Origin of the sequence: Caballeronia sp. LjRoot31 (assembly GCF_964253885.1) — a bacterium.
Classification (GTDB): Bacteria; Pseudomonadota; Gammaproteobacteria; order Burkholderiales; family Burkholderiaceae; genus Caballeronia.
This window is the reverse complement of sequence record NZ_CAXURX020000001.1, coordinates 727,088-749,778: the sequence shown is the minus strand read 5'-3', so window position 1 is coordinate 749,778 and position 22,691 is coordinate 727,088. Positions and strand designations below refer to the sequence as shown.

At 60.8% G+C, this 22,691-nt stretch carries 21 protein-coding genes; 7 read left to right on the top strand and 14 right to left on the bottom strand.

Annotation, left to right across the window (positions count from 1 at the left end; all coding sequences use genetic code 11):
* The 8 genes from ACSQ8V_RS03155 to ACSQ8V_RS03120 form a co-directional block, all read right to left on the bottom strand.
* The gene (locus ACSQ8V_RS03155) at nucleotides 1–1,188 is read right to left on the bottom strand and encodes a 5-(carboxyamino)imidazole ribonucleotide synthase (protein WP_213768652.1); all 1,188 of its coding nucleotides are present in this window, start codon (nucleotides 1,186–1,188) and stop codon (nucleotides 1–3) included.
* Nucleotides 1,189–1,256: 68 nt separating this feature from the next.
* Entirely contained in the window at nucleotides 1,257–1,784 is a 528-nt protein-coding gene (gene purE, locus ACSQ8V_RS03150; protein WP_097265832.1) for a 5-(carboxyamino)imidazole ribonucleotide mutase, read from the bottom strand.
* Between the two features lie 298 nt (nucleotides 1,785–2,082).
* Nucleotides 2,083–2,985 carry a phosphoribosylaminoimidazolesuccinocarboxamide synthase gene (locus ACSQ8V_RS03145; RefSeq protein WP_436204867.1) on the bottom strand — a complete coding sequence of 301 codons (903 nt, stop codon included), beginning with the start codon at nucleotides 2,983–2,985 and terminating at the stop codon, nucleotides 2,083–2,085.
* 1,460 nt (nucleotides 2,986–4,445) lie between these two features.
* The gene (gene pyk / locus ACSQ8V_RS03140) at nucleotides 4,446–5,882 is read right to left on the bottom strand and encodes a pyruvate kinase (protein WP_213767647.1); all 1,437 of its coding nucleotides are present in this window, start codon (nucleotides 5,880–5,882) and stop codon (nucleotides 4,446–4,448) included.
* A gap of 427 nt (nucleotides 5,883–6,309) precedes the next feature.
* The gene (locus ACSQ8V_RS03135; RefSeq protein ID WP_436204866.1) at nucleotides 6,310–7,500 is read right to left on the bottom strand and encodes a phosphoglycerate kinase; all 1,191 of its coding nucleotides are present in this window, start codon (nucleotides 7,498–7,500) and stop codon (nucleotides 6,310–6,312) included.
* Between the two features lie 453 nt (nucleotides 7,501–7,953).
* Entirely contained in the window at nucleotides 7,954–8,277 is a 324-nt protein-coding gene (locus ACSQ8V_RS03130) for an AzlD domain-containing protein (RefSeq protein ID WP_213767637.1), read from the bottom strand.
* A complete protein-coding gene (locus ACSQ8V_RS03125; protein ID WP_436204865.1) occupies nucleotides 8,274–9,140 on the bottom strand; it encodes an AzlC family ABC transporter permease in 867 nt (288 codons plus the stop codon). The genes ACSQ8V_RS03130 and ACSQ8V_RS03125 overlap by 4 nt, the downstream gene beginning before the upstream one ends.
* Before the next feature lie 195 nt (nucleotides 9,141–9,335).
* Complete coding sequence (locus ACSQ8V_RS03120; RefSeq protein ID WP_436204864.1) at nucleotides 9,336–9,632, bottom strand: hypothetical protein; 297 nt, start codon at nucleotides 9,630–9,632, stop codon at nucleotides 9,336–9,338.
* Nucleotides 9,633–9,715: 83 nt separating this feature from the next.
* On the opposite strand from ACSQ8V_RS03120, the gene ACSQ8V_RS03115 reads away from it, so the two are divergent.
* The 7 genes from ACSQ8V_RS03115 (at nucleotide 9,716) to moaC (ending at nucleotide 15,676) form a co-directional block, all read left to right on the top strand.
* Nucleotides 9,716–10,639 carry a branched-chain amino acid transaminase gene (locus tag ACSQ8V_RS03115; RefSeq protein WP_436204863.1) on the top strand — a complete coding sequence of 308 codons (924 nt, stop codon included), beginning with the start codon at nucleotides 9,716–9,718 and terminating at the stop codon, nucleotides 10,637–10,639.
* Between the two features lie 138 nt (nucleotides 10,640–10,777).
* Nucleotides 10,778–10,972 carry a zinc-finger domain-containing protein gene (locus ACSQ8V_RS03110; protein WP_047895834.1) on the top strand — a complete coding sequence of 65 codons (195 nt, stop codon included), beginning with the start codon at nucleotides 10,778–10,780 and terminating at the stop codon, nucleotides 10,970–10,972.
* A gap of 274 nt (nucleotides 10,973–11,246) precedes the next feature.
* Nucleotides 11,247–12,296 (top strand): lipopolysaccharide heptosyltransferase II, encoded by a 1,050-nt coding sequence (gene waaF, locus ACSQ8V_RS03105; RefSeq protein ID WP_213767634.1) that lies wholly within the window; start codon nucleotides 11,247–11,249, stop codon nucleotides 12,294–12,296.
* Nucleotides 12,297–12,599: 303 nt separating this feature from the next.
* Nucleotides 12,600–13,046, top strand: coding sequence for a nuclear transport factor 2 family protein (locus ACSQ8V_RS03100; protein ID WP_436180849.1), 447 nt, complete (start codon nucleotides 12,600–12,602; stop codon nucleotides 13,044–13,046).
* Between the two features lie 123 nt (nucleotides 13,047–13,169).
* A complete protein-coding gene (locus ACSQ8V_RS03095) occupies nucleotides 13,170–14,486 on the top strand; it encodes a YheT family hydrolase (RefSeq protein WP_436204862.1) in 1,317 nt (438 codons plus the stop codon).
* The gene (locus ACSQ8V_RS03090) at nucleotides 14,479–15,093 is read left to right on the top strand and encodes a DUF2946 family protein (protein ID WP_436180847.1); all 615 of its coding nucleotides are present in this window, start codon (nucleotides 14,479–14,481) and stop codon (nucleotides 15,091–15,093) included. Before ACSQ8V_RS03095 ends, ACSQ8V_RS03090 begins: the two co-directional genes overlap by 8 nt.
* 103 nt (nucleotides 15,094–15,196) lie before the next feature.
* The gene (moaC, locus tag ACSQ8V_RS03085) at nucleotides 15,197–15,676 is read left to right on the top strand and encodes a cyclic pyranopterin monophosphate synthase MoaC (protein ID WP_436204861.1); all 480 of its coding nucleotides are present in this window, start codon (nucleotides 15,197–15,199) and stop codon (nucleotides 15,674–15,676) included.
* A gap of 207 nt (nucleotides 15,677–15,883) precedes the next feature.
* On the opposite strand, the gene ACSQ8V_RS03080 is transcribed toward moaC, so the two are convergent.
* The 6 genes from ACSQ8V_RS03080 to ACSQ8V_RS03055 form a co-directional block, all read right to left on the bottom strand.
* Nucleotides 15,884–17,704 carry a PglL family O-oligosaccharyltransferase gene (locus ACSQ8V_RS03080; protein WP_436180846.1) on the bottom strand — a complete coding sequence of 607 codons (1,821 nt, stop codon included), beginning with the start codon at nucleotides 17,702–17,704 and terminating at the stop codon, nucleotides 15,884–15,886.
* A gap of 238 nt (nucleotides 17,705–17,942) precedes the next feature.
* Nucleotides 17,943–18,569: a pilin gene (locus ACSQ8V_RS03075; RefSeq protein WP_436204860.1), complete on the bottom strand. Its 627-nt coding sequence runs from the start codon at nucleotides 18,567–18,569 to the stop codon at nucleotides 17,943–17,945.
* A 118-nt stretch (nucleotides 18,570–18,687) separates the two neighbouring features.
* Nucleotides 18,688–19,398, bottom strand: a complete 711-nt coding sequence (locus ACSQ8V_RS03070; protein ID WP_213767629.1) for a TerC family protein — start codon at nucleotides 19,396–19,398, stop codon at nucleotides 18,688–18,690.
* Between the two features lie 153 nt (nucleotides 19,399–19,551).
* A complete protein-coding gene (gene sucD / locus ACSQ8V_RS03065; protein WP_031359567.1) occupies nucleotides 19,552–20,433 on the bottom strand; it encodes a succinate--CoA ligase subunit alpha in 882 nt (293 codons plus the stop codon).
* A gap of 137 nt (nucleotides 20,434–20,570) precedes the next feature.
* Nucleotides 20,571–21,752: an ADP-forming succinate--CoA ligase subunit beta gene (gene sucC, locus ACSQ8V_RS03060; protein ID WP_436206578.1), complete on the bottom strand. Its 1,182-nt coding sequence runs from the start codon at nucleotides 21,750–21,752 to the stop codon at nucleotides 20,571–20,573.
* 181 nt (nucleotides 21,753–21,933) lie between these two features.
* Nucleotides 21,934–22,617, bottom strand: coding sequence for a DUF2889 domain-containing protein (locus ACSQ8V_RS03055; RefSeq protein ID WP_436204859.1), 684 nt, complete (start codon nucleotides 22,615–22,617; stop codon nucleotides 21,934–21,936).
* Nucleotides 22,618–22,691 lie beyond the last annotated feature (74 nt).

The window sequence follows — 22,691 nt, the reverse complement described above, 5'->3', positions numbered from 1 at the left end:
TTAATCCAGCGCAATGTGCAGCATGCGGGCGCAATCGCGCGCCGCCGTGCGCACTTCTTCCAGCGTGGCGCCGGTGAAATTCACGTGGCCCATCTTCCGGCCGGCCCGCGCTTCCTCCTTGCCGTACAGATGCAGCCGCGCGGTCGGCAACGCGATCACGTCATGCCACGGCGGCGTGCGCGCTTTCGTGCCCTCGAACCAGATGTCGCCGAGAATATTCAGCATGGCGGCCGGCGAATGCTGACGTGTGTCGCCAAGCGGCATGCCGGTCATCGCGCGGACTTGCTGTTCGAACTGGCTGGTAGCGCAGGCATCGACGGTGTAATGGCCGGAATTATGCGGACGCGGCGCCATTTCATTGGCGATCAGCGTGCCGTCTTCCAAGATGAAAAACTCCACGCACAGCACGCCGACGTAATCCAGCTTCGCGGCGATCGTGAGCGCCGCGTCCTGTGCCTGGGCGACGAGCGCGGGCGACGCGTCCGGCGCCGGCACGACGGTCTTCGCCAGGATGCCGCCGACGTGTTCGTTCTGCGCGAGCGGAAAGACGACCGACTTCCCGTCGCCGGCACGCGCGATCAGCACGGACACCTCGAACTTGAGCGGCATGCGCTTTTCGAGCACGCAAGGCACGCCCGCGAGCGAACCGTACGCGGTGCGCACTTCATCGACGTTGCGCACGCTCGTCTGGCCTTTGCCGTCATAACCGAGACGGGCCGTTTTCAGAATGCCCGGCAGCACGGCGGCGATCTGTTCGTCGCTTAAAGCGGCCAGCGCCTCGGGCGACTCGATCACCACATGCGGCGCCACAGGCACGCCAGTGCTCGCGATAAACCGCTTCTCCGCCACGCGATCCTGCGCGATGGCGACGCACCGGCCGGCGGGGCTCACGAAGGTCGTTTTCGCGAGGAAATCGAGGCTGGCGGACGGCACGTTCTCGAATTCCGTCGATACCGCCGCGCACAAACGCGCGAGTTCGGTCAGCGCGGAAGGGTCGTCGTACGCGGCGCGGATGTGTTTATCGGCGACGGAACCGGCCGGACTCGTCTCGTCCGGATCGAGGACCGCCACGCGATAGCCCATGGACTGTGCGGCGAAACAGAACATGCGGCCGAGCTGGCCGCCGCCGACCATGCCGAGCCATGCGCCCGGCTGGATGGGAGAACTGGGTTGGGTGTGTGCGTTCATCTTGTGGGGTCGGTCAGTCGGTCTCGGGCCGGAAATAGTGCCGGAGGTGTTCCGTAAAACTGCTGCGTTTATAGCGGCGGCAGGACCATGGCGTGCGCCGCGTCGTTCTGGCGCGCGCGGAATGCCGCGAGTTTGTCCGCGTAAGCGGTTTGGGTGACAGCGAGTATGGAGACCGCGAACAACGCCGCGTTCGCCGCGCCCGCCTCGCCGATAGCAAACGTCGCCACAGGCACGCCCTTGGGCATCTGCACGATCGAATGCAACGAGTCCACACCCTTCAAATATTTACTCGATACCGGCACGCCCAGCACCGGCACCGTGGTTTTGGCGGCGAGCATGCCCGGCAGATGCGCCGCGCCGCCCGCCCCCGCGATGATCGCGGCCAGCCCGCGCGTGCGCGCACTTTCGGCGTAGGCGAACATTTCGTCGGGCATGCGATGAGCCGACACCACCTTGGCTTCGTAAGGCACGCCGAATTCCTGGAGGATCGCGACCGCGTTTTTCATCACGTCCCAGTCGGAACTGGAACCCATTAACACGCCGATCAACGGTGCGTCATGCGTGTGGGCCGCGGTGGCGGTCTGGACTTCGCTCATCGTGCTGCATTCCTTTGGGGTGGACAGGCCTTTGGCGGCCTTTTTCGGGTGATGCGGATAGAAAGCATTTCAGTCGTCATGGAACGGCTTTGGGGACTGGGCGCTGCAGGGCCGGACGCCGGGGTCCGTTAATCGGGTCCGTTGCTTCGGCCCGGTTGCTTCGGTCCGTTGCTTCGGTCCGTTGCTCTCGTGCGCTGATTCCGGACAGCTTTTGCCGTCACCGTTATCACGTTTGAGCCACCGGACCCGCCCGCAGAATCGAGCGGAATTGCGCGCCAGGCCGGCCCCGCCTAAAAAATTACGCCAGCGACTGCCCGGTCAACCGTTGCAGCGCTTCTTCGTACTTCTCGGCCGTTTTCGCGATGACATCGTCGGGGAGCTTCGGCGCCGGAGGCGTTTTGCCCCACGATTGCGTTTCGAGCCAGTCGCGCACGAATTGTTTGTCGAACGATGGCGGGTTCGTGCCGACCTGATACCCATCGGCCGGCCAGAAGCGTGATGAATCCGCCGTCAGCACTTCGTCCATCAGGAACAGTTCGCCGCGCGTGTCCAGCCCGAATTCGAACTTCGTGTCCGCGATGATGATGCCGCGCGTCGCCGCGTACTCGGCCGCTTCCTTATACAGCTTGATCGAAATCTCGCGGATGGTCGCCGAAAGTTCCGTGCCGATCCGGCGTTCCATCTCATCGTAGGTGATGTTTTCGTCGTGATGGCCCATTTCCGCTTTCGCTGCCGGCGTGAAAATCGGCTCGGGCAGTTTTTCGGCGTTCTTCAGGCCCGGCGGCAATGCCACGCCGCAGACCGAACCCGTTGCCTGATAGTCCTTCCAGCCGCTGCCGGCCAGATAACCGCGCACGACCGCTTCCACCAGGATTGGCTCGAGGCGCTTCACCACGACGGCGCGGCCTTTGACCTGATCGGCTTCATCGGCGGCGACGATCGTTGCCGGATCGATACCGGTATTGTGGTTCGGCACGATGTGCGAGAGCTTCGCGAACCAGAAATCGGCCATCTGGTTCAGGACGCGGCCCTTGTTCGGAATGGGCTCGCCCATGATCACGTCGAACGCCGAGAGGCGATCGGTCGTGACGATCAGGAGCTTGTCGTTGCCGACTGCGTAGTTGTCGCGGACCTTGCCGCGCCCCAGCAGGGGCAATGATTTCAGCGTGGATTCGTACAGCGGGGAATGTGAGGTGGACATCGTCATCTACCGGAAAAGTGCCGCAAATCAGGCTGAGAGAAAAAACCAACACGCCGTTCCCCGGAATTGCGGGAACGGCGGTTCGTGTCGACTGGCCCTGTCATGCGCCCGGGGTCAGCCTTTGCATTCATTCTTCGTATTGATGCCCGGCGCAAAACCGGGCGACAAGCGCGACTCACCGCTATTGTAAACCGGTCGGGCGGACGACCCGGTTTTGGTTCATCGAGGGTAAGGTTTTCGGCGAAACCGCCCGCTATGCTGTTGAGGATGGCTATCTCAAAAAAAGTCGTCCAGTGGGGCCAGGGGTCAGGGGTCTATGCCGGGGTGGTCGGTTCTGGGGTTAGCGGTCAGAGTCAATGCCGGGTTGGTCGGTTCTGGGGTTAGCGGTCGGAGTCAATGCCGGGTTGGTCGGTTCTGGGGTTAGCGGTCGGAGTCTATGCCGGGTTGGTGCTTTCGGTGTTAGTGGTCTGCGAGAGTTGGATTTTCTCTTTACCACTATTAGCCACTGTGCGTGGCGGCACGTCATTTCTTTGTCCAAAGCGACAAAGAAACGAAGCAAAGAAAACGCTTTCAAACCACGCTACCCTAAGTGTCCACAGCGTGCAGTTTCTATTCATAGGTGCCCCAAAAGCACGGTGCTCGCCAGAGCGGAGGATGTGTGAACCCCTCCTTCTCCGAACACCGATACCCACACGCTTCGCCACCAGTGATTGAACCTGCCCAAGGAGCACCCCGCGCTATCCGCGGACAACCTCCCTCCAAATTTGTACGCGCCTCGAACCACGTCGCCAACCCGCCAGGAAACGAGGCCGCAAAGATGCGGGCGGCCGTACCGACGAAAATAGCCGTACAGAACGCGCAGCCAATTCACAAAAACTGAAGCAGTAAACACAAACACGCATCAAGCTGTGGCCTATGAATACGGTCGCACAGACCAGGTAGCTAACCTGTCAAAAAACCGCAGCCGTAAATACCTGTAAGGCCGTGCGGGTTCCTTAGCAATGGTGCTTGCCCGAGAGCGTACGGGGCGAAGCGTGTTCGTGTCAGGATTCGCGAGAAGGAGGGGTTCACACATCCTCCGCTCTGGCGAGCACCGTGCTTTTGGGGCACCTATGAATCAAAACTGCACGCTGTGGACACTTAGGGTAGCGCGGTTTGAAAGCGTTTTCTTTGCTTCGTTTCTTTGTCGCTTTGGACAAAGAAATGACGTGCCGCCACGCACAGTGGCTAACAGTGATAAAGAGAAAATCCGACTCTCGCAGACCACTAACGCCGAAAGACACCAACCCGGCATAGACCCCTGACCACTAACACTGAAAGCACCAACCCGGCATCAACCCCGACCGCCAACCCCGGAACTTCCCCCGCCAGCATCCACCCCAAACCCGACCAATCCCAAAAACCGTCCACCGGTGCGAACGAACCAAACAGTGCGAACGAACCAACCAGTGCGAACGAAATTAAAACGGATCTCCCACCCGCACGATCTTCATCGCGTTAGTCCCGCCGGCTTGCCCCATCGGCTCACCAACAGTCAACACGACCATATCGCCGCGAGCGGCATACCCCTTCGACACCACCACCTCCAGCGCCTGCTGAAGCGCAACATCGCGATCGGTGTTCGTATCCAAGTGCAACGACGTGACATTCCGATAAAGCGCCATCGTCCGCTCACTGCCAATCCGCGGCGTCAGCGCAAAAATGGGCACATGCGACCAATGCCGCGACATCCACAACGCCGTCGCCCCCGACTCGGTCAAAGCAACAATCGCCTTCGCACCCAAGTGGTAAGCCGTGAACAACGCACCCATCGCAATGGATTGATCAATCCGCGTGAACGTGCGATCAAGGAAATCCTTGTCAAGCTCGCTCTGCTCAGACTTCTCAGCTTCGAGGCAAATGGCCGCCATCGTCTCGATGGTCGTCACCGGATACTTACCCGCCGCCGTCTCCGCCGACAACATCACCGCATCCGTCCCGTCCAGCACCGCATTCGCGACATCAGAAACTTCAGCTCGCGTGGGCACCGGCGCATAGATCATCGACTCCATCATCTGCGTAGCCGTAATCACAAACTTGTTCGACTCGCGCGCCATCCGGATCATCCGCTTCTGCAACGCCGGCACAGCCGCATTACCCACTTCCACCGCCAGATCTCCACGCGCCACCATGATGCCGTCCGACGCATCAAGAATGCCCTGCAACGCCGGAATGGCTTCCGCACGCTCGATCTTCGCGATCATCTTCGGCTTGATGCCATAAGGCGCACCCGCGATGTTCGCCAGTTGCCGCGCCATCTCCATGTCCGTGGCGTTCTTCGGAAACGATACCGCCACAAAATCCGCACCAAGCGACATGGCCGTCTTGATGTCCTCCATGTCCTTCTCGGTCAACGCCGGCGCCGTCAGGCCGCCGCCCTGCCGGTTGATGCCCTTGTTGTTCGAAAGATCACCGCCCACTTTCACCGTGGTATGGATCTCTTCGCCAATCACACGGACCACGTCGAGCACGATCAGCCCGTCGTTCAGCAACAGGATGTCGCCCGCCCGCAAGTCGCGCGGCAAATCCGGGTAATCCAGGCCAACACGTTCATCATTGCCCAGCTCACAACGCGCATCGAGGATGAACGAATTGCCCGCAATCAACGTGATCTTGCCGTTTTCAAACTTGCCCACGCGAATCTTCGGGCCTTGCAAATCAGCCATCAACGCCACTTCACGGCCACATTGCTTGGCGGCGTCGCGAACGTATTGCGCGCGCTGGCGATGATCGTCGGCCGTGCCGTGCGAAAAGTTGAAACGGACCACGTCGAGACCGGCCTGCATCATTTGCAGCAGGATCTCAGGAGTGCTGGAAGCGGGGCCGATAGTGGCGACAATCTTTGTAGCGCGATGCATGGAATTCCTCGTCTGGGTGGTATCGCCTGAAACAGCGCTGCGAGTACGGTGTGCCGACGGGGATGAAGATGTCTCCGCCTGCGAACGCGCGCCGGCTCGGGCCGGCGTCGCTTTGTGATAGCTATTCGATATCTGTCCGGCGACCGGAATCAGCGACGCACTCGCGCCACCAATCATGACCGCGGTTTCCTTCCTTACTTCCCGCTTTAAATTCGAACCACGCCGGGCCGGCGCCGCAGCGGAACGCTTCGACTTGGCCGGTGCGCGAGCGGGGCCGGGGTCAGGTTTCACCCCGACCGCCACCCTCGAACCAATTTCGGCCGCCACTGATAAACCAGCGTCAGCAGCCAACTCTTCTTTATCTGCAGCAACTTCAGCAACTACGGATTCAGGACGATTGCTCTTCGACGTGGCTCGTTTCATGGGCTCAGGCCCGCGATTCGAGTACTTCCACCGCCGGCAACGTCTTGCCTTCCAAAAACTCCAGGAACGCGCCGCCGCCAGTCGATATATAGCTGATTTTGTCGTGGATGCCGTACTTCTGGATGGCCGCGAGCGTGTCGCCGCCACCTGCAATCGAGAATGCCGATGACTTGGCAATCGCATCCGCCAATGTCTTCGTGCCATTGCCGAACTGGTCGAATTCGAACACGCCGACCGGCCCGTTCCACACGATCGTGCCCGCCTTCTCCAACTGCGCGGCAAGCGCCTTGGCGGTGTCCGGGCCGATATCGAGAATCAGGTCGTCGTCCTGCACCTGGTCCACGGCTTTCGTTTCAGCCTTGGCAGTCGCGGCGAATTCCTTCGCAGTCACGACGTCGCTAGGAATGGGGACCGACGCCCCACGCGCCCGCGCTTCGCTGATGATGGTCTTGGCTTCATCGACGAGATCCTTCTCCGCCAGCGACTTGCCGATGTTCAACCCCGACGCGAGCATGAACGTATTGGCAATCCCGCCGCCCACGATCAACTGGTCCACTTTCTCGGCCAACGACTTCAGGATGGTCAGTTTCGTCGATACCTTCGATCCCGCGACAATGGCGACCAGCGGGCGCTTCGGCTCGCCGAGCGCCTTGCCCAATGCATCCAGTTCAGCGGCAAGCAGCGGACCGGCGCACGCCACGGGTGCGTATTTCGCAATGCCATGCGTGGTCGCTTCCGCACGATGCGCGGTGCCGAACGCGTCGTTCACGTAGATATCGCAGAGTTTGGCGAGCTTCTGTGACAACGCGTCGTCGTTCTTCTTCTCACCCTTGTTGCAGCGGCAGTTTTCGAGCAGCACGACCTGACCCGGCTGCACCTGCACGCCGTCAACCCAATCTGCGATCAGCGGCACATCGCGGCCAAGCAGTTCGCTAAGGCGCCTGGCCACGGGCGCAAGCGAGTCTTCAGGCTTGAATTGCCCTTCCGTCGGGCGGCCGAGATGGGACGTGACCATCACGGCGGCGCCCGCTGCCAGCGCTTGCTGAATGGCCGGCACCGAGGCGCGCACGCGGGTGTCTTCGGTGATGTTGCCCTGATCGTCCTGCGGGACGTTGAGGTCGGCTCGGATGAAAACACGTTTGCCGGACACTTTGCCTTCGGCGATCAGATCGGTGAAACGCAATACTTTCGTCATGGGAGTCAGCGGGTGAGCGAGTAATTGGAAAGCGGTTCGGGCGAGTTGAATCTGCGCGCCGTGGATTTATGCCAGCGGGCTCACACAGGTCGCTACGGGGAAATTGAAGTGCTCAAAACCATCCCGGCGATAAGTCGGCGTGCGCGCAACATCGCAAGGCGACCAGCACCAAGCGGAGGATTCGAACAGGTAAGGGACAATAAAACGAGGCGTGCCGCGCCTTTCGCCGGCGACCTGGATACCCAGGCGACGAGGCGTTGCAGCAGAGAATGGAGCGAGTGAAGCTGGTGTGCGGTGACTGCCGGATACACGTTTCGACCTCATTCGATACGACAGCGAGATCACCATTTTAACCGATACCCATGCCCGTCCGACGCAGGAAACGCAAATCCCCAGGATTCGGGATCGGCGAGTTTGCGATGGCTTGGATGACGCACCGCAGCAAAACCAGCGTCAAGCGAACAGCCGCAACACCGTGAAGACAATCATGCCGACGACAATCGTCCCCAGCATGCCGCGGCGCCAGAGAAACCAGGCGAGACCGCACAGGGAAGCGTAGAGCGCGTGATTCGAGAAAGAGATCGACAGGCCGGTCGGCGTAGTCAGAAGGTCGGGCACGACGACCGCAACCAGCGCCGCAGCCGGCGCGTAGCGCAGCGCGCGCTGCACGCGCTCCGGCAGGATCATGCGCTCGCCGCCCATCAGGAACAGCGCGCGCGTGATGCCCGTGATCAGCGCCATGCCGGCTATGGCCAGCCAGACTTGCGCCGCGCTCATCGGACGCTCCGGGCGCCCTTGGGGCCGACCGGTGATTTGTCGAGATCGGATGGCTGGATATCGAATGAAGGATCGAATGACGGGCTCAATGGCTCGGCGTCGATGAGACGGGGCGCGGAGTTTTCCACACGCCTTGGCGCGCCGCTGGTTTTGCGGCCCAGCTTCTCCGCCATGACATCGACAAACGTTCCGGCGAGCAGGGCCGCCGCCACGGCCAGCGGTAATGAAAGCCGGTACGGCAGGTCCAGCGCAATCAACGCGATCACGCTCGCCACGCCAACGGCCGCCAGCGTCGAGCGCGTGGCGATAGCCGAGACAATCAGCGGAATCAGCGCAAGCGTGCCGGCGAGTTCGAGGCCCCAGTTATCGGGGAAAAGGCTCGCGAGCAGAATTCCCACTATGGATGACACTTGCCACGAGGACCAGCTCGTCGCCGCCATGCCCCAGAAAAACGCCTCCTTGCCGGGCTGATAGCCGGTTGGGAAATTACGCTTCTGGAACATCAGGTAAATGATGTCGCCATTGAAATAACCGAGCACCAGCCGGCGGCGCAACGGCAAATAGGCGAAATGAGGCGCAAGCCCCGCGCTGAAAATGACGAACCGCAGATTGACCATGGCAGCGGTCAGCAGGATGGTCCAGAGCGGCAGCTTCGCGGCGAACAACGGCAGCACGGCCAGTTGCGACGATCCGGCATAGGCCGCGAGCGACATCCCGAGTGCTTGCGGCACGGTCAGCACGGACTTGGCCATCGCAATGCCGGTGACGAGACCCCACGAGAACGTGGCCGGAACCGCCGGAGAGAGGGTTTTGACGCCATCGAGAAACGCGCGTCGGTTCAGGTCTGACAGCCGGTCGAACATGGAGATGGGTGCGAGGCGTGGTGTGCTTGTGCGGTTGAGCGGCGGATCCAACGGATGCGGCGAAGAACGGGCAGCCGGCCGGATGATTGCCGCAGACCCGCTGCGGATCGAGCCTGAATTGCTGTTTAAAACAACCCAAAACACGACCCGAAACCGCCGCGCCGGGCCTTGAATCACGCCCAGTCTGACGCTCTATCAAGCCAACCGATCCGAACGGCGGGCTTTCGTGCGTTTCCTCACGGTTTGCTTTCGAACCGCAACGTTGGCTGCACCCTGAGCACATCGCGTGACGATGAAAGGCAAATTATAGCGTCGTGAAAGGCGCCAAATGGCCGATAGCGCCCATTTTTTAATCGAAAAGACGCTAAAATGACGGTCTTTGGTCGCCCAGCCGCTTGCCGGTTTTGCGCTGAAATCCCATGCCGCGCGTGCTGTTTCCGAACAGGCGCCACGGACCGGAACAAGGCGCAGAAGGCTCGTCGTCATCGTCATGCCGGTTAATCGGACGACGAAATACGCTGGCGCAAACGGGCGACCCATTCAACATCTGCACACTACTCGCCAGGAGAAATCGTATGTCAATGGCCGACCGCGACGGCAAGATCTGGATGGATGGCAAGCTGATCGACTGGCGCGACGCCAACATCCACGTGCTCACCCACACGCTGCACTACGGCATGGGCGTTTTTGAAGGCGTGCGCGCCTACAAAACCGGCAACGGCACGTCGATCTTCCGCCTGAAAGACCACACCAAGCGCCTGCTCAACTCCGCCAAGATCTTCCAGATGGAAGTGCCGTTCAACCACGCAACGCTTGAAGCCGCGCAACTCGAAGTGGTCGGCGTGAACAAGCTGGAATCCTGCTACATCCGGCCGATCATCTGGGTGGGATCGGAGAAACTGGGGGTATCGGCGAAAGGCAACACCATTCACGTGGCAATCGCAGCGTGGCCGTGGGGCGCCTATCTCGGCGACGACGGCATTGCGAAGGGCATCCGCGTGAAGACGTCATCGTTCACGCGCCATCATGTGAATGTCGCCATGGTCCGCGCGAAGGCGTCAGGCTGGTACGTGAATTCAATTCTCGCGAATCAGGAAGCCATCACCGACGGTTACGACGAAGCGCTGCTGCTCGACGTCGACGGCTACGTCTCCGAAGGCTCCGGCGAAAACTTCTTCCTCGTGAACAACGGCAAGCTGTACACGCCAGACCTGGCTTCGTGCCTGGACGGCATCACGCGTGACACGGTCATCACGCTGGCACGGGACTTCGGCATTCCGGTGATTGAAAAGCGCATTACCCGCGACGAGGTCTACACCTGCGACGAAGCGTTTTTCACCGGCACAGCCGCCGAAGTCACGCCGATCCGCGAGTTGGACAATCGCACCATCGGCGAAGGCAAGCGTGGTCCGATTACGGAAAAGCTGCAAAGCGCTTTCTTCGATATCGTGAGCGGCAAGAACGAAAAGTACGCCGATTGGCTTGCGCAGGTTAAGTAACGCAACGAAGTAACTTAACGCGCAATCCGACACATGACGTGCGGCGGTGAGGCGGGTTTTCAGGGTTTCCGGGTTTGAATTCCGGACTCGAAAGACCCGATTCACCGCGTCCCCAGACTAGAACGAACGAGATTCCTCATGAGCGAACTGAAGGAAATGCCGCTGGTCCAGTTGTCGGCGAAAGATGTGCCGGCGTTTTGCCCGAACCCCAACATGCCGCGCTGGAGCACGCATCCGCGCGTTTTCCTCGATATTTCCCACGGCGAAGCACGTTGCCCGTATTGCGGCACGCGCTACAAGCTGAAAGACGGCGAAACGATCAAGGGTCATTGAATCTTCGTCTTCGCGAAGACCAAGCGGCGTGCGGTTTGAACCGCGCCGCCCGCCTGGTCTCCGCGGCCACTAGCAATGCTGTGCCGCAATCAGCCATGCTGCTGCCGATCCCGTTGAACACAACGCTCCGGCCGCACTCCATGTTTTGAAAGAACGCACAACACCGCGCCCCTACGCCGGACACGCTGGATGCCGGGCGCCCTCACCCCATTGCCACAACGCGCCCGCCCACATGGTGTGAGCTGCGTTATTTTTGAGACTGGAACTTACATAGATGCGTCGCGCGTTGGTTATCGCACCGAACTGGATTGGTGACGCATTGATGGCGCAGCCGCTGTTTTCGCTGCTGAAGAAGTTGCATCCGCGCATTGTCATCGATGCTGTCGCGCCCACCTGGGTCGCGCCCGTGCTGGAACGCATGCCCGAGATCCACGACGTCTACGCCACCGATCTCGCCCACGGCAAGCTGCAAATGCTGCGTCGCTGGCAACTCGCGAGCGATCTGCGCGACGTGGGTTACGACGCCGCGTACGTGTTGCCGAACTCGTTCAAGTCGGCGCTAATTCCGTGGATGGCGGGCGTCAATCTGCGGGTCGGCTATACGGGCGAAAGCCGTTATGGCCTGCTGAACGTGCGGCACGCGAATCCGGCCAAGGGTCAACGTCCGCCCATGGTGGGCCAGTACGCCGCCCTCGCCTACGCGCCGGGCGCGAAGCTGCCGTGGCTGCAGGAAAACGCCACGGTTCCCATGCCGGTACCACGGCTCGATGCCGACCTGAACGAAGCGGCGCGCGTCTCCACCCGCTTTAATCTCGATACCCGCGCGCCGCTCGTCGTGTTTTGTCCGGGTGCGGAATACGGTCCGGCAAAACGCTGGCCGCCGGAGCATTTCGCGGCGCTCGCGCAGTTCATCGCGCAGTCGTTTCCGTATGCGCGGATTGTCGCGCTCGGGTCGCCGAAAGATTCACCCATCGCACAGGCCATTGCCGATCGTGCGCCGAACGTGCGTAACCTGTGCGGGCAGACGTCGCTCGGCGAAGCCTGCGCGCTGATCTCGCGAGCCAGCGCCGTGGTCACCAACGATTCCGGCCTGATGCACGTGGCCGCCGCGCTGCGCCGCCCGCTGGTGGCCGTGTTCGGCTCGACCGACCCGCGCCACACACCGCCACTCTCCGATCTCGCAAAGGTACAATGGCTGCACCTCGAATGCAGTCCGTGCTTTGCCCGCGAGTGTCCGCTGGGTCATTTGAACTGTTTGCGTGAACTCGGCGCCGAGCAGGTTTTCGGCGATCTACGCGGCATGTTGATGATGCAGCGTCATTAAAACGGGTTGGGCTGAAGCGGCTTCGGCGCCACGGCTCATGCTGATCGAGCAAGCCTGGGCCGCCGCTTCAGCTTCAAAGACTGCTTCATGATTTCGTCAGGGCAGCCGTCTGCCACGTCATGATCACCGGCGCCGTGACCGAGTCCTGCCGATTCCCGATCGGTGGAACGTTTGCGGTGTCCGTGGTTCCTGACATGCCAATGTCCCTAAGCCGGGGCATGCTTTTGAAACTTGACCGAACCGTGGCGCTCACTGTCCGAGAACATCCGGCGCCATGCATCGACCGTTAGAGACCCACTAGCCATGCCACGTTTTGCCCGCCTATTCGAAGCCGCCGCCGATACCCTCAACGCCTATTACCAGGCTGTCGCGGAGAGCAATATCGACAGCATCATGGCGCTCTGGATCGACGAGGAATTCGCCACCTTCATTTGTGCGGACGGCTCGCATCTGAGCGGCCTGGACAGCATCCGTGCGGGCCTTTCCACACAATTGGGGAACCGGCCAGTCACGGTCGAGCCGCTCGATATCCGCGTATACGACAGTCTCGGCACCGTGGTCTACGCCATCGCCGAAGCGCATCAGCCCGTCGAACCGGGCAGCTCACCCACCATGGTGTTCAGCACCTATGTGATGGTCCACGAACGTGGCGAATGGCGCATTGCACATGTCCACGCTAGTGCGATGCCAGACGAAGCCGCAGGACAAATTGCTGCAAAAATGCGACATGGACAAGGTCCGCTGCATTGACATCGGTTTTGCGGGTACGCTGGGCAGGGTAGCCGGCGTCCGCGGTTCGACGATTGCCTGGCCAGACTGATCGGCAGACTGTCGCCATCCGTTCGCATCCTGCATCCTGTTTGAAGACGCGCCATGAAACGCGATCACGCTCATCTCCTTCCTAACGCTCCGGCGCTGGATGCCTCGTCTGCGCTTGAGCAGACCGCTTCGGCCGCTCTCGACGCAGTGAGCCAAACAACGCTTGAACCGCTGGCCGAATGGCTGTATCGAGCGCCAAGATGGCTGCCCACCGCGCACGCGCAGACTATCGTGCCGGCGTTGTTCGCACAGCGGCCGGCGGTGAAATACCGGCGGGAACGATGGACAACCCCGGACGGCGATTTCATCGATCTCGACTGGCTGGCTTATGACGTCGATGGTGAAGGTGAAGGTGGCAAACACGCTCATTCCAGTGCTGCCACCGCGAACGCCTCGCCTCCTGTTGCACCGCGCGAGCTTCGAAACGCAGTCGCCACATCGTTCGATGAAACCGCGCCCTCGCACGATGGTGCTGGCCGCCACACGGCGGCGTCGCGAGGAACGAATCCCCCTCCCGACCCGGCCGCACCGCTTTTTGTCTTGTTCCATGGACTTGAAGGCAGCTCGGACTCGCACTATGCACGCGTGCTGATGGCCGAAGCGAAGGCGCGCGGCTGGTTCGGCGTCGTGCCGCATTTCCGCAGTTGCGGCGGCTCGATGAATCTCCTGCCGCGCTTCTACCATCTCGCCGATAGCGCCGAAGTCGACTGGGTTCTGCGTCGGTTAAAGGCGCAACATGCCGGGCCGGTGATCGCGGCGGGGGTATCGCTGGGCGGCAACGTGTTGCTGCGCTGGTTGTGCGAGCAGGAACAGGATGCGGCCGCCATTCTCGACGCCGCCGCCGCGATCTCCGCACCGCTTGACGTCCACGCCGGCGGTCACGCGATATCGCAGGGTTTCGGCATGGTCTACACGCGCAGCTTTCTCAAGACGCTCAAGCGCAAGGCACTGGCGAAACTCGACCAGTATCCGGGCCTGTTCGACCGCGACGCCATGCTCGCGGCCCGCACCATGCACGCCTTCGATAACGCCGTGACCGCGCCGGTCCACGGTTTCCGCGATACCGACGATTATTGGACCCGTGCCACCACGCGGCCCTATTTGCCGCGCATCGCGATTCCAACGCTGCTTCTGAACGCCCGCAACGATCCGTTCCTGCCTGGGCGGGTGTTGCCGTCGGCGACAGAAGTTTCCGCGGCCGTGACGCTCGATCAACCCGCGCATGGTGGGCACGTCGGGTTTATGACCGGGCCGTTTCCGGGGCGGATCGACTGGTTGTCGCAGCGGGTGTTCGGCTATTTGCAAACCTATGTGCGTCCCGTGGATCAGGTTCATCACGTGGCACACCAAACGGATTCCGAGCATGGATGAGATTGTCAAACAGGCGCTGGCCAAATGGCCCAACGTCCCGCATTGCACCGGCTGGCTGCTGCTTGATCGCCGCGGCCAGTGGCGCATGCGCGACGACGCCACGCAGGCGGCCGGTCTTCCCGGCGATATCATCCGGCACGACGCGTTGCTGGGCTTCATCAATCGCAACTACGCCGCCGATGCCGACGGTCAGTGGTTCTTTCAAAACGGCCCGCAGCGCGTGTATGTGGAATTGGGTTACACGCCGTGGATCGTGCGGCTGAGTGAAATTGACGGCGCGCTGGATGGCGCGACAGCTGGCGCGCTGCGGCTGACCGATCACGCGGGTGGGCGGTTTGAGCCGACGGCGGTTTGGCTCGACGATGAAGGCGGCGTGCTGTTTTCAGATGGCGCCGATGCGTCGGACGCTCCCCGTACTCCACGCGTCGCCGCGTTGCACGATCACGATCTCGATCTGTTTTCCACACACGCCGATCTCGATGATAACGGCGGCGTATTCCATTTCGCGGCTGGCCTCGACCTGACGTTGGGGCGTATCGATCGAGCCGATGTGCCGGGCAAGTTTGGCTTTGTCACCAGCCCGGCGGCGAAAGCGGCGGCCTTGTAAAGCGAAAGCGAAAACGACTTGAAAGGCTTATCGTAGCGGCGTGTGCGCGCCTGGATCACCCGCGTGCCGCTGTTATGATGAGCGCCCGTTGCAAGGAGAGGTTATGTCCGGACTTACACATTTCGACGCTTCTGGCGAAGCTCACATGGTCGATGTCGGCGACAAAAGCGAGACGCGTCGGGTCGCCATCGCGCGCGGCTCGATCGTCATGCTGCCGGCCACGCTTGCGTTGATCCGCGACGGCAAGGCTAAAAAAGGCGATGTGCTCGGCGTCGCGCGCATCGCAGCGATTCAGGGCGCGAAACGCACCTCCGATCTGATTCCGTTGTGCCATCCGCTGGCATTGACCCGGGTGGCGGTGGATTTTTCCATCGATGAAAACCTGCCCGGCGTGTTTTGCGAAGTACGCGTGGAAACGGTCGGGCGCACAGGCGTGGAGATGGAAGCGCTGACCTCCGTTCAGGTGGGACTGCTGACGGTTTATGACATGTGCAAAGCGGTGGATCGTGGGATGACGATCACCGATGTGAAGGTGCTGGAGAAGCACGGCGGGAAATCGGGGGATTGGGTGGTGGGGAGTTGATCACGGGCGCCTGAATATGGTCGCGTGCACAGATCCTTGGTCAATCGCTATCGCTGCCTGGTAACCCGCATTGGAAACCGACAATGCTTAGCTGAGAAAAAGGCAGTTCCAACTTTCACGTCGGAACTGCCTTTGTTTTTAGCCGCAATCGATCTCTTCGACTTCAAGACGCTCGGCCGCAGCGAGGCCGGCGATCAAACCGCCGTCTCAATCATCGTCGTCATCACTATCATCGTCAGTAGTCGACGGCGTAGGCACGCCATACTTCTTCATCAACTCGGCCTTGAACCCGGCCAGCGGCTTACCTTGATCGTCGAGTAACTGATAAACATCCGACAGTTGTTGCGGCCAGTCGTGCAGCTCGGTGGAGAATATCTTCAACCGGGCGATGGTATCGAGCGCGTCCTGCGACTGTCCGGCCAGCGCCTGCAACACCGCATAGCGCCTCAATACAGTCTCCCCTGGCAACAACGCCAGCGCCTGACGATGCATCACGAGCTTGGTGGCGAGGTCCTGGCTGTTCATCGGCAGCAACGTCGCAGCGCCATACTCACCCCAGGCGCCAAACAGAAACGACGGATCCGCACGATACTGCTCAGCCGGCTGCGAACCGTAATAGAGCACTTCCGAGCGGTTGTAATCGCGCAAGATGGGATACAGCGAAGCGAGCCCGAGCACCACCAGCACAACATACAACCCATAAGAAAACGACCGCGAGACCCACCGCAACGGCCGCGTCTCCAGCAAGCCAAAAATCAGCATCGCGGGCATCAGATAGAACATGTACTGCTGCGGATACTCGACCAGCGCATGCATCATCAGCACGCCCAGCAGCGACAGCGCGAAAATCCGCGCAGGCGTATGCGGTGCACGCAGCACTCGCACAAGCCAGCACACCACGCTGAACAACACGATCGCCATGCCGAGCAGACCGGTTTTCGCCAGCACGTCGATAAAGATATCGTGCGAATTGTTCGCGATCTCCACACCGCCAAGCTCACGCACGAACTCGAACTGATGCAGCGGGAACTCCCCCCAGCCAACACCCAGCAACGGATGCGTCAGGAACATGGTCCAGCCGTACTTCCAGAGCGCAAGCCGCGGCGCGATCTGGTTCGCGTCCTGCATCCGCTCCGCCGCCGATTGGCCAAGTTCGAGCTGAAAACGCAAGTTCGCCCAGCGAATGGCTGCGTTCACGGCGAAGAACAATACGAGCAGCACGATCGGAATCAGCCATGCGCGCGTTTTGCTGCGAGCGGCGCGGCTGTCGGGACCATCCGGGTCGTCGGCCACGGTCGAACGGCCCTGAATAAAGGCCATCCAGAATCCCGCGAGCACGATCACGCCCATCTGCAACCATGGCCCACGCGACACGGTCAACGCGAGGCCGGCCGAAAATATTGCGGAGAGGATGAGCCATATGATCACCGGCAGGCGTCGGGTTTGCACCAGATACAGCGCACCCGCCGTCGCGAACGCAATGTACGTGGCAAGGTGATTCGCCTGCGCCATGTTGCCGAACGGCCGCCGTTCAATCGCAACGTTGTAGGCCACCACGAACGGCGAAAACTTCGCCTCCATATGAAACAACTGCACGACCTGACAGAACACGGCGAACAAACCACCGACGATCAACGCCGCCGCGCCCCAGCGCAACGCCTTCTCGCCCAGACCCGCGCGCACGAAGCCATAACCCGTATGCACCGCGATAAACGATGCCAGCAAATAGCCGCCGCCAAGCCAGTTCATCGACGGCTGCGACACCGGCAATACCACCGTCTGCGCCACGAGCAGCAAACCGAGCACAAGTGGCATCAACGCGATGACCGGCGTCGCGAACGGCACACGCGGTTCGGACAAACGCACGGTCAACGCCATTCCCCCGCCAAGCATCAGGAACAGTGCAAGCGCGCTGAACTCGGCATAGAAGGTCGGAATGGGATAGGTGTGGTTGACGACCGAGAACGGGATCGTCAGTGCCAGACAGAGGACAGCAAGAGAAAGGTAGCGCGCGATGTTTGAAGGCATGTGGGGTCGGGAACGTCGGCAACCGGCGCACTATACAAAAAATTACCCTTGCTGTGCGATACCTGGCATGAAATGCGCCGAAATCGCCGCCATTCCTGAAAATTCCGTGGTGGTTTAGGCGAAACATCGAGGCTGTCCGCAATCCGCGTGCTCGCTCACAAGCGTCATGGCGACGATGCACCGCGATTACGGTTTCATGCGGACAGCCTTTCAGCTTCGCTCAGTGCCTTTCGACTCGCTAAGTCCGGCATTCCGGCGGTGCGAGATTAGGCGGTAATGTTGGTGCTTCCGAGGGTGACGGACCCGCGCCCGGCGCCGGCAAGGAGGACGCCGTTTTCGTGGCGTCGAAACATTCCCACGTGATCGATCCGGCCTGTACCGAGCCCTTCGTCAGAACGGTACGCGCCGTCGGCGTTTCGGCGTTGTCCGGTGTTGACGGTACCAGCACGAGCGTATTCGATCCTGCCGGCGCCACACGCGTGGAAAACGCGATGGTGACTTGCCCATTGGTATCGTCGACGTGAATCGACTCCACGTTCCGGGTCCCCGGCGGCGACGAATATCCGCCACCCAGGTCAGAGCCGCTCGCGGCATTTTCCGCCACCGCCAACCGTGCCGACGATGCCAGCGACAAGCCCTCGCCCACCCGGCTGCGTGCCAGATAATCCTGATAAGCCGGAATGGCGTACGCCGCGACCACGCCGACAATCGCGAGCACGATCATCAACTCGATCAACGTGAAGCCCATTCCGAAACGCTTTATCTTGCCGCGCGTAATCAGCCTTCGAAACCACGCTTTGCTGCTACTCGCGTCACTACCCGCACCATCTACCCTGCACACCGCTGCTGTTATTGCTGCTGCCATCGCTGAACTCCCAAAAAGACAAAGCGCCTGGTTGCGTGATGCAATCCAGACGCTTCGATCTTATTGAGCGCTAGCCGGTCTCAACAGTCAGCCAGACGGCCAACGGTCGAACCCAAAATCAATGCGCGGCTTTCGATTCCGCCGCCAGCACGCGCCGCCGAAAGTACCAGCCGAAGGCCAGCACCAGCACGGCGCCCGCCACGTGCGCCGTGTACTCGGCGCCCAGCACGTTCAACGCCGGCCAGCGGTCGAAGAACGGGTCGTCGATCATCAATCCGCCCGCGATCCACCCGAGCAAACCTGCGCCGAGCGCAATGACAATCGGGAATTTGTCGAGCAGCTTCAGCACCAGCGTACTGCCCCACACAATCAGCGGAATGCTCACCAGCAAGCCGAAAATAACCAGCGCCAGCCGATGCTGCGGATCGGCAGCTTCCGCAGCACCTGCCACGGCAATCACGTTGTCGAGACTCATCACGGCATCGGCCACGATGATTGTCTTGATCGCGGCCCAAAGCTGGTCGGTCGGCTTGATATTCGGGTCGCTGTGATCCGGCATCATCAACTTCACGCCGATCCACAGCAACATCAGGCCACCCGCGAACTTGAGGAACGGGATATCGAGCAGCAGCACGGCAAACGAGATCAGCGCGACCCGCAGCACGATCGCCCCGAGCGTACCCAGCAGCACGCCGCGCGTGCGTTGCTGCGGCGGCAAATTCCTGCAGGCGAGCGCAATGACGACGGCGTTGTCGCCGCCAAGGAGGATATCGATAACGATAATCTGTAGAACAGCGCCCCAATGGAGCGTGGCGAAGAATTCGAGCATGAAGGAACCGATGAACGACAGCGACAGAAAGTACGCGCAATAAAAAAGCGGGGAAGCCTTGGCTCCCCCGCTTTTAGAACCGACGTTTTACGAAAGGCTTACGCAAGCATACCGCAGCCCTGCGTTTTCTGTCGATCGGCCGTTCCTTAACCCTTACAGCATCGCCTTCAACAGACGCGCCATTTCCGACGGGTTCTTCGTGACGGTGATACCGCATGCTTCCATGATTTCCAGCTTGGCATCGGCCGTGTCCGCGCCGCCCGAAATCAGCGCGCCCGCGTGACCCATGCGCTTGCCGGCCGGAGCCGTGACGCCCGCGATGAAGCCAACCACCGGCTTCTTCATGTTGTCCTTGATCCAGTAAGCGGCGTTCGCTTCGTCCGGGCCACCGATCTCGCCGATCATGATCACGGCGTCCGTGTCGGGATCGTCGTTGAACATCTTCATGACGTCGATGTGCTTCAGACCGTTGATCGGATCGCCGCCAATACCCACTGCCGACGACTGGCCAAGGCCAATAGCTGTCAACTGACCGACGGCTTCATACGTAAGCGTGCCCGAACGCGACACCACGCCGATACGGCCCTTACGGTGGATATGACCCGGCATGATGCCGATCTTCAGTTCGTCCGGCGTGATCGTGCCCGGGCAATTCGGTCCGAGCAGCAGCGTCTTGCGATTTTCGCGACGCATACGGTCCTTGATCTCGAGCATGTCGCGCACGGGAATGCCTTCCGTGATGCAGATGGCGAGATCCAGGTCAGCTTCGACCGCTTCCCAGATTGCAGCAGCGGCGCCAGCCGGCGGCACGTAGATCACCGAAACGGTTGCACCCGTTTCAGCCTTTGCTTCCGCGACGCTTGCGTAGATGGGGATGCCTTCGAAATCTTCGCCGGCGCGCTTCGGGTTCACGCCCGCAACGTACGCTTCACGGCCGTTCGCATACTCGCGGCAAGCGCGGGTGTGGAACTGACCGGTCTTGCCGGTAATACCCTGGGTGATGACCTTGGTGTCTTTGTTGATCAGAATCGACATAGTGTGACCTCTGTTCGTCGACGTCGCCTTTCGCCTGCGCGCCTTGTTTCAAGGCGCGGCGGGCGGGAAGGCGCCGCCTTTCGTATCTGGTGGAACGCTCGTAATCCGGTGTCTGGTTTAACAACCAACAGCCCGGATTATTTGCCCTCGGCGGCTGCGACAACCTTCTGCGCAGCTTCTTCCATGCTGTCGGCCGCGATGATCGGCAAGCCTGAATCCGCCAGCATCTTCTTGCCGAGATCTTCGTTCGTGCCCTTCATGCGCACGACCAGAGGCACCTTCAGCGACACCGCCTTCGACGCTTCGATCACGCCTTCCGCGATCACATCGCAGCGCATGATGCCGCCGAAGATGTTCACGAGGATTGCCTTGAGATTCGGGTTCTTCAACATGATCTTGAAGGCTTCCGTGACCTTCTCGGTCGTAGCGCCGCCGCCCACGTCGAGGAAGTTGGCCGGCTCGCCGCCGAACAGCTTGATCGTGTCCATGGTGGCCATTGCCAGACCGGCGCCGTTCACCAGGCAGCCGATGTTGCCATCGAGCGAGATGTAGGCCAGATCGAACTTCGACGCTTCCACTTCAGCCGGATCTTCTTCGTCGATATCGCGATACGCGACGATGTCCGGGTGACGGAACAGCGCGTTGGCGTCGAAGTTGAACTTGGCGTCCAGTGCGATCACCTTGCCGTCGCCGGTGACGATCAGCGGGTTGATTTCCGCCAGCGATGCGTCCGTTTCCCAGAATGCCTTGTACAGGCCTTGCAGGATCGCGCGCGCTTGCGGGATCGAGCCTTCGGGAATGCCGATCTTGCGCGAGAGGTCGTCGGCGTCTTTGTCCAACAGACCCGTCGCCGGCTCGACGGCGAACTTGTGCAGCAGTTCCGGCGTCTTTTCCGCGACTTCTTCGATGTCCATGCCGCCTTCGCTCGATGCCATCACCACGACTTTTTGCGTGATACGGTCGAGCACGAGGCCGATGTACAGTTCCTTCTTGATGTCCGCGCCTTCTTCGATCAGCAGGCGGTTCACCTTTTGGCCTTCAGGGCCGGTCTGGTGCGTGACGAGTTGCATGCCGAGGATCTGGTTCGAATATTCGCGAACCTGTTCCAGGGTCTTTGCAACCTTCACGCCGCCGCCCTTACCGCGACCGCCAGCGTGAATCTGAGCCTTGACGACCCATACCGGGCCGCCCAGCTCTTCAGCGGCCTTGACCGCATCGTCCACCGAGAACACGGGCTTGCCGCGCGGGACCGCGACGCCGAACTTCCGCAGGATTTCCTTTCCCTGGTACTCGTGAATCTTCATGCGTGATTCCTTCAGTCTGAGAGTTGGATTGAACTTCGATTACGTGGATTAAGGGATTGCTTGGAATGCTTGAATTACGTTGAGCGTTGCTTCCGGCGTCAAAAGTATCCGCGTCCGGAGTCATGCTGATGTTTCCTGGTCGGCCAGTTCTGGGAACCTGCTCTTGCTAATTTCGATTAGTGTCGACTAATTCCGATTAATTTCGCTGAGCCGGCTCCACTTCGCTTCCGGCCTTTTTGGAGTTGTCCTGATCCACTATCCGGTCTGCCGCGCCACGGGGCGCGTGGCCGAACCAGCGCGGATAATATTGCCGAACGGCTTCACCGTCGAAACGCAACGCGTTGCAACGGCCAAGCTGGAATGGAGGTTTGTCGGTTTCTGCTGCTTTGTTTGCTGCTGTGCTTGCTGAACTATCCGATGCTTTGCCGGGCGCGCCGCCTTTTTCGGTGTTCCACACTTCGCCGGCGAATGCCTGGATGGCGGCTGTGGGCAACACGGCGCAAAGTTCAGTGATGTGCGTGCAACCGGTCGTTCCGGCCAGCAAACGGCTGGATTCGCGACGGAAATTTTGCACAAGATTGAGGCCGATGAGCGCGCGGTAAGCGGGGTTCGATGCTGCGCACAGCCCCGCATACGGAGACCACTCGGAAGCCGCTTCGGCGTCGACGATAGTGAACGTTCGGTCGATAGTGATGCGCAGCCAGAGTTCATGGATCGGCAGGCCTTGAGGCCGGACGCCCGCCGCGAGTTTGACGTCGCGCGGCTTTTCATCGGTTAGACAGGCTTCGATATCCCACAAGCCATCTTCACGCTCAAACGCTTCCAATCGAATCGCGCGGCGATGGCGCAACTGTCGGGAAACGGGCGGAGAAAGCGGCATGTGCAGAGGAAGGCCGGAATGGGAAAACGCCAAAATTTTACCATACTGGGCATTTTCAGCCGGACCAAGTTGCC

Bases quoted from the DNA above. Each gene is read 5' to 3' on its own strand.
- ACSQ8V_RS03155 (WP_213768652.1), bottom strand. From the start codon at position 1,188: ATGAACGCACACACCCAACCCAGTTCTCCCATCCAGCCGGGCGCATGG.
- purE (WP_097265832.1), bottom strand. From the start codon at position 1,784: ATGAGCGAAGTCCAGACCGCCACCGCGGCCCACACGCATGACGCACCG.
- ACSQ8V_RS03145 (WP_436204867.1), bottom strand. From the start codon at position 2,985: ATGTCCACCTCACATTCCCCGCTGTACGAATCCACGCTGAAATCATTG.
- pyk (WP_213767647.1), bottom strand. From the start codon at position 5,882: ATGCATCGCGCTACAAAGATTGTCGCCACTATCGGCCCCGCTTCCAGC.
- ACSQ8V_RS03135 (WP_436204866.1), bottom strand. From the start codon at position 7,500: ATGACGAAAGTATTGCGTTTCACCGATCTGATCGCCGAAGGCAAAGTG.
- ACSQ8V_RS03130 (WP_213767637.1), bottom strand. From the start codon at position 8,277: ATGAGCGCGGCGCAAGTCTGGCTGGCCATAGCCGGCATGGCGCTGATC.
- ACSQ8V_RS03125 (WP_436204865.1), bottom strand. From the start codon at position 9,140: ATGTTCGACCGGCTGTCAGACCTGAACCGACGCGCGTTTCTCGATGGC.
- ACSQ8V_RS03120 (WP_436204864.1), bottom strand. From the start codon at position 9,632: ATGACGATGACGACGAGCCTTCTGCGCCTTGTTCCGGTCCGTGGCGCC.
- ACSQ8V_RS03115 (WP_436204863.1), top strand. From the start codon at position 9,716: ATGTCAATGGCCGACCGCGACGGCAAGATCTGGATGGATGGCAAGCTG.
- ACSQ8V_RS03110 (WP_047895834.1), top strand. From the start codon at position 10,778: ATGAGCGAACTGAAGGAAATGCCGCTGGTCCAGTTGTCGGCGAAAGAT.
- waaF (WP_213767634.1), top strand. From the start codon at position 11,247: ATGCGTCGCGCGTTGGTTATCGCACCGAACTGGATTGGTGACGCATTG.
- ACSQ8V_RS03100 (WP_436180849.1), top strand. From the start codon at position 12,600: ATGCCACGTTTTGCCCGCCTATTCGAAGCCGCCGCCGATACCCTCAAC.
- ACSQ8V_RS03095 (WP_436204862.1), top strand. From the start codon at position 13,170: ATGAAACGCGATCACGCTCATCTCCTTCCTAACGCTCCGGCGCTGGAT.
- ACSQ8V_RS03090 (WP_436180847.1), top strand. From the start codon at position 14,479: ATGGATGAGATTGTCAAACAGGCGCTGGCCAAATGGCCCAACGTCCCG.
- moaC (WP_436204861.1), top strand. From the start codon at position 15,197: ATGTCCGGACTTACACATTTCGACGCTTCTGGCGAAGCTCACATGGTC.
- ACSQ8V_RS03080 (WP_436180846.1), bottom strand. From the start codon at position 17,704: ATGCCTTCAAACATCGCGCGCTACCTTTCTCTTGCTGTCCTCTGTCTG.
- ACSQ8V_RS03075 (WP_436204860.1), bottom strand. From the start codon at position 18,569: ATGGCAGCAGCAATAACAGCAGCGGTGTGCAGGGTAGATGGTGCGGGT.
- ACSQ8V_RS03070 (WP_213767629.1), bottom strand. From the start codon at position 19,398: ATGCTCGAATTCTTCGCCACGCTCCATTGGGGCGCTGTTCTACAGATT.
- sucD (WP_031359567.1), bottom strand. From the start codon at position 20,433: ATGTCGATTCTGATCAACAAAGACACCAAGGTCATCACCCAGGGTATT.
- ACSQ8V_RS03055 (WP_436204859.1), bottom strand. From the start codon at position 22,617: ATGCCGCTTTCTCCGCCCGTTTCCCGACAGTTGCGCCATCGCCGCGCG.